The organism is Vulcanisaeta sp. JCM 16159 (genome assembly GCF_001316265.1).
GTDB lineage: Archaea > Thermoproteota > Thermoprotei > Thermoproteales > Thermocladiaceae > Vulcanisaeta.
In genome coordinates, this window is sequence record NZ_BBDN01000022.1 from 1 (window position 1) to 4818 (window position 4818).

The window sequence follows — 4818 nt, forward strand, 5'->3', positions numbered from 1 at the left end:
CCCGAAGGACCATAGGTAGAACTCGGCCCTGGTAATGGGCTTACCATTATAGAGGTACTTGACCGCAGTATTAACAAGCCTCTTGTTAAGTATGCTCTTCCCAATATCGTACTGTATTAGAAATAGTAACTTCATGAGCTTTTTAAGCCCATCCATAGACCCGCCAAGTCTCACGAGTACCCAGTAAACCACATCCCCAAGCCCATACTCAGTCATCTGAGACATTACACTAGTATTACTAGGATCATCAACCTCCCTAATAGTCATATAAGGTAAAATAACCACCACCCTTTTAAACCCCACTCCAGTTAAACAAAACTTTTGCAGTACTCTGGGCGTTTATGAACCCGTGTAAAACATCAATGCTGTGGATGGTATTGAGAGATTGAACAAGACACGAGCCGTGGCTTTAACAACTACGGAAAACCCCTTTCTGTAGTCACCACGTGTCGTGGTGACGAACGTGAACGAGGCAGCCACAGAAAGGGACCCCTTTCCGTGCAATAATTCACTTGGTCTTTCGTTCTAACTGTTTCACGGGGCTTCGTTAACGGGCTTGACAAGCCGTGAAACAAAAGGTGGAATTGTTTCACGGTATGTGGAAGGACGTGCGATAAACCTGTTGAGGCACGAATTACAAACCTAATGATTTAACCCCAACTGTTTCATGGAATTGACCTCCGCATTCGATTACTCATCAAGGGGAAATACAGTTGCAAGCTTTCGAAACGATTATAAATCAATTAAAACTAAAATAAGTAAGAAGTGCTCAAAACCGCATGAAGTGGTAGGTTATCATTAAAAGTGACCGAAGTTCATGAAGTCTATGTTGCGTTTAAAGCCGTGCTTTACTCGATTTTGGTGTTGAACGCCTAGTGGCCCGGCGGTGTGTTGAGTAGCATGATGCATGTGCCTCTTAAGCACGCACCATGCCTTCTCTGTTGATTTTTGCTTTGTCGTTATTGGGCTTGGTGCCTGCCCTGATGACCCTCACCCAGGGATTTGAGTCCAGGTCGTCCTGGCCCGAGGGATCTGGACTACTGGTTGTCTGGCCAACTGGGTTACTGGCAGTCTAGCTGTTTGGATTACTGGTTGTCTGGATACCGCCATGCCTCTCTAGGTACTCCTCCAACGCCTCATTGATGATGTCGCTGATTGTCCTGCCCTCGTTGAGGGCCTTTAGTACTAGTGCCGTGTGTATGTCCCTGCTAGGTAAACATAAACGCCCCTATACCCAAGTCTCCTATAGCCGCGCCTTGGCATCCCACATTGCCTGTGCCAGGATAGTTATTTAAGGCCTGGGGCCAGCCAAGTATTGGGGTTGCCTATGGGCGTCCTGAGGGTGATTGGCTTGGTATTCCTCGGGCTATTCCTACTCGCCCTAGCCCTAGTCATAGGGGCTGGGGTAATATTCCTACTAACCCACATGCACCAAACCCAAGCCACAAACCAAACCCAAGCCCCACAACCCCAAACACCACCAACCCAAGGCCTGATAAAAGTAACAAACCAAGCCGCAGGCATAGCCTACATCGGCCCAAACACCACAGCCCTTGCGGGCTACTACTGCGTGAACACGGCAATACCAAGCACCTACTCAATACAACTCAATACCAAATTGAGCAACGGCTACTGGCTCCAGGACGTGTACTCAACAATTAATGAAATAATTAATGGCGCCCCAACGCCAGGCTTCAACGCCGAGGTCTGGACACCACCGAGCTGGGACTGCACTACCGAGAATAATAGCGGAATAATCGTGATATCATGTCATTCACACTTGGTTGGTAATTACTACCTAACCTATTACGGAGCCACCTGCGCCTGGCTCATTATAAAGATTGCCAATGGCATCGCCTACTTCGGCTACTCCCTTGATGGCCAATCCATTAACTGGTACTACCAGTACCCAGTGGGTAATGCCACGATAATTGGCAGTGACACAACCCTAGTGGTTGGTGGTTACGGTAATTGGGAGGGCGTAAACTTCACTAATGCTAACATTGTGTTAGCCCTCTACTACTGGAATGGCACTGCTTGGCTACCAGCCCGAGCACCGGCGTTGGTGGTGGTACTGGGGAATGGGTTAGTAATGCCTGGGTTTACTGGAGTAATGGTAGGGCTGTTGTCTCATGGCCCGAGCCGGTCAATCAAACGCCTCAAGTCCCAAGCCCTGGCTTCACTCCTTGAGGATGGAAGAAAAGAGGGGTTTGATTTTAAACACCCCTGGCGAGCCCAGGGGCCTCACCAAGGCATTATAATCGGCTGTGGCACTGGGTATAGGTTGCCGGGCTTCAACAAGTCCTGAGTGATTGAGTTACTTGTCGGGGTAACGACCCATATTGTTTGCCCACCTGGATTACCACTATAAGTCGTCACGTAATTACTCGGCACAGTCACTGTACTGCCAGGGCTCACTTGGACTGGCTGGTACGAGCCGTAAACGCCGTACGTCTGCGAGACTTGGCCAAGCCATTGCCCATCATTCGCCATTTCCTGGCCAGTACCGTAGAGCCACTGCCCAGCAGCCTCGAGCCCACCACCGAGGGCACTACCTAACGCGGAGGTAGTGAGGGTAGCGAGCCCGCCAACGCCCTTAATGATGTAGGAGCCGGCCAGGCCTAGGTAACTGAGTACTGGGTTGCTCTGCGTGTTCTGTATTATCCAATTACTATCATCCTGGGTTGCGCTTATAATATTATTAGTGAGTCCCTGGACTGCGTGATGAGCCACTGGCCAGTATTATACGTATTAGCACCAATCAACTGTAATGCGTCACCACCGCCATCGAGCACGGCTGCTGATATGAAGCCACTACCCTTTATCAAGTCCGGTATGAAGCCTCCAGCCCAATTGTAGAAGGGTACATTAACAGTAGCGTTTCCTCCCTTCTTGATAATTGTATTGCCATTACTGTAGGTGAAGTAGGCTGTGGGTGGTTGGGTTGGTATTGTGAGTGTTATGTTTTGCTTCACTATTTGTGTGAATGATTGGGTGTTGGTGCTTGTGCTGGTGCTCGTGCTTGTGCTTGTGCTTGTGTGGCTTGTCCAGCCTGTTATCTGGGGCACGAGCTTCACAGTGGCCTGTAGCCCGAAGCCAGTGTAGTTGAATACTGCCGTCACGGCTGGTATGAATATGGCGTGGCTCCATTGGTTGGGGTTGTTATGGCTTGCCTCAAAGCCCATTGTTGGTATTAGGAGGCTTGGGTTCACGCCACAGAGGCCGTTTTGGCACATGCCCCTTGGCGTTTGCCAGGTGAGTAGGTACTCCGTGAAGTACTGTATTATTGGGTAGTAGTAGTTGGTGATTGTCCTTGTTATGGTCGTGGTTATAGTGTTCGTGACTACGTAGGTGTTCACTGGCGTCTTGACTTGGTAATTCTGTTTTTGTGGCGTGGTGGTCACGTGATTATTTATTGCGTAGTACGTGACCTTGTAACCATTACTGGTTGGATCCACATTATAGACCGTCTCCCCAGTTTGGGTATTGTACTTGGCGACAGAGACACTATTGGTTCCGGCATGGACGGTGATTGAGTAGCCACCGCCTAGGCTCCTTATTGTGTATCCCATGAGTGCCATGGCGTGGTTGGCCATCACGGCTAGTACTACTAGTCCTAGTATTGTCACTAGTCCTATTGTCCCTATTACCCTCATATATGGTCAATTCCCCAATCACGGCACCGCCTAATTAGGCTTTATCGTGGAGTTCGGTGATGAAAAGATTTCTCGTGATTAGATTCAACAACCGTGGCGAGCTTGAGGATGGTATTAAACGATTAGCCAACGAGCTAGGCATTGACGTTGAACTCCCGTGTGAGGCAGACCGAGAGGCAGGTCGTGAGGCACCCGAGAGGCAAGCCGAGAGGTTGACGAACGTGAGTGAGTCCCCGGGGGAGGCAGGCGCGCACTCCCAAGCCGAGAACGAGGAGGCTCCTAGTACAAATAGCCAAAATGAGTTGGGTGAAAGTAATCAAATGGGGGGTAGAAGTTTGACAAGTGGTACTGAGGTGAATATAGTGGGTGGTAGTGGTAATCAGCAAGCGTGCCCCGAGGCTGGGTCTGGAGCCAAGAGCTTAGGAAGTGCCTTAGGAAGTACTGACCTCCTCCCGCCCTAAAGGGCGAGACTTTCAGTTATTGTAATACAGTTAAACAGCCAAGGCCAGACAGTGAGTGTGTAGAGCCAGGAGGGGGCGGGCATATCAATAACGTGGGGGCAAAGTAGCTCGGGAGCTACGTAAGGGCTTTGACTTGTTTATAAATTATTTTTAAAATATTAAAAACGAAGCAAATAGATTTTGCCTTACTTTATTATTATCACGGTCATGTTGCCCACATACCACCAGTACCACGTGTATGGTAGTGATGTGACTTGGCTATAGGGCATGTCTAGGTTCACCTCGAAGGCCACTGGGTACGCCGTGCCATTGAACAGGGGGCCTATTGGGTTTGTGTAGCAGGGCTGGCCCATAACCGTTACGTAACCCTTCTCAATGAAGTTGCTGGTTATTATTGTTGGGTAGCCAACAATGTATGCCTCATCCCCAGTGACATTCACGTAGAAGTAGGCATACGCGTACTGGTACTCGCCATTGCTCCAGAAGAGCCTCGTGACTGCTCCTGCGAAGAAGTTACCGCTGCAGACCTGCGGCGTTAGCCAACTCATCCTCTCCGCCATTAATGTGCTGTTTGGGTAGAAGATGAGCATGTTCATGAGGTTGAACGACACGCCCAGGGCCGCATTGCCGTACTGAAGCATGCCGGGCTGCTCTGGGCCGTTTATCTCCCAAGTCTCGTTCATGGATAGGTACCTCATGAT

The 4818-nt window shown here is 49.7% G+C and carries 6 protein-coding genes and 1 pseudogene; 2 read left to right on the forward strand and 5 right to left on the reverse strand.

Going from position 1 to position 4818, the window contains the following annotated elements; translation table 11 throughout:
- Both JCM16159_RS12895 and JCM16159_RS18050 read right to left on the reverse strand, forming a co-directional pair.
- Positions 1-267: pseudogene (locus JCM16159_RS12895) on the reverse strand (hypothetical protein); the annotation flags it as partial.
- 72 nt (positions 268-339) lie between these two features.
- Positions 340-480 (reverse strand): hypothetical protein, encoded by a 141-nt coding sequence (locus JCM16159_RS18050; RefSeq protein ID WP_243666921.1) that lies wholly within the window; start codon positions 478-480, stop codon positions 340-342.
- An 847-nt stretch (positions 481-1327) separates the two neighbouring features.
- On the opposite strand from JCM16159_RS18050, the gene JCM16159_RS12900 reads away from it, so the two are divergent.
- On the forward strand, positions 1328-2308 hold the full coding sequence (locus JCM16159_RS12900; protein WP_054858083.1) for a hypothetical protein: 981 nt from the start codon (positions 1328-1330) through the stop codon (positions 2306-2308).
- On the opposite strand, the gene JCM16159_RS18055 is transcribed toward JCM16159_RS12900, so the two are convergent.
- Positions 2245-2733, reverse strand: coding sequence for a hypothetical protein (locus tag JCM16159_RS18055; RefSeq protein WP_243666922.1), 489 nt, complete (start codon positions 2731-2733; stop codon positions 2245-2247). The two genes, JCM16159_RS12900 and JCM16159_RS18055, sit on opposite strands and share 64 nt — an antisense overlap.
- The gene (locus JCM16159_RS12905) at positions 2691-3656 is read right to left on the reverse strand and encodes a hypothetical protein (protein ID WP_054858084.1); all 966 of its coding nucleotides are present in this window, start codon (positions 3654-3656) and stop codon (positions 2691-2693) included. Before JCM16159_RS12905 ends, JCM16159_RS18055 begins: the two co-directional genes overlap by 43 nt.
- Before the next feature lie 56 nt (positions 3657-3712).
- Between JCM16159_RS12905 and JCM16159_RS12910 the strand changes: the two genes are divergently transcribed.
- On the forward strand, positions 3713-4117 hold the full coding sequence (locus JCM16159_RS12910; protein WP_243666923.1) for a hypothetical protein: 405 nt from the start codon (positions 3713-3715) through the stop codon (positions 4115-4117).
- Between the two features lie 185 nt (positions 4118-4302).
- Here JCM16159_RS12910 and JCM16159_RS12915 read toward each other — a convergent pair.
- The coding region (locus tag JCM16159_RS12915; protein ID WP_243666924.1) for a hypothetical protein at positions 4303-4818 on the reverse strand (516 nt) is incomplete at its 5' end.

Coding starts and splice junctions, on each gene's coding strand:
- JCM16159_RS12905 (WP_054858084.1), bottom strand. CDS start 3,656: ATGAGGGTAATAGGGACAATAGGACTAGTGACAATACTAGGACTAGTA.
- JCM16159_RS12900 (WP_054858083.1), top strand. CDS start 1,328: ATGGGCGTCCTGAGGGTGATTGGCTTGGTATTCCTCGGGCTATTCCTA.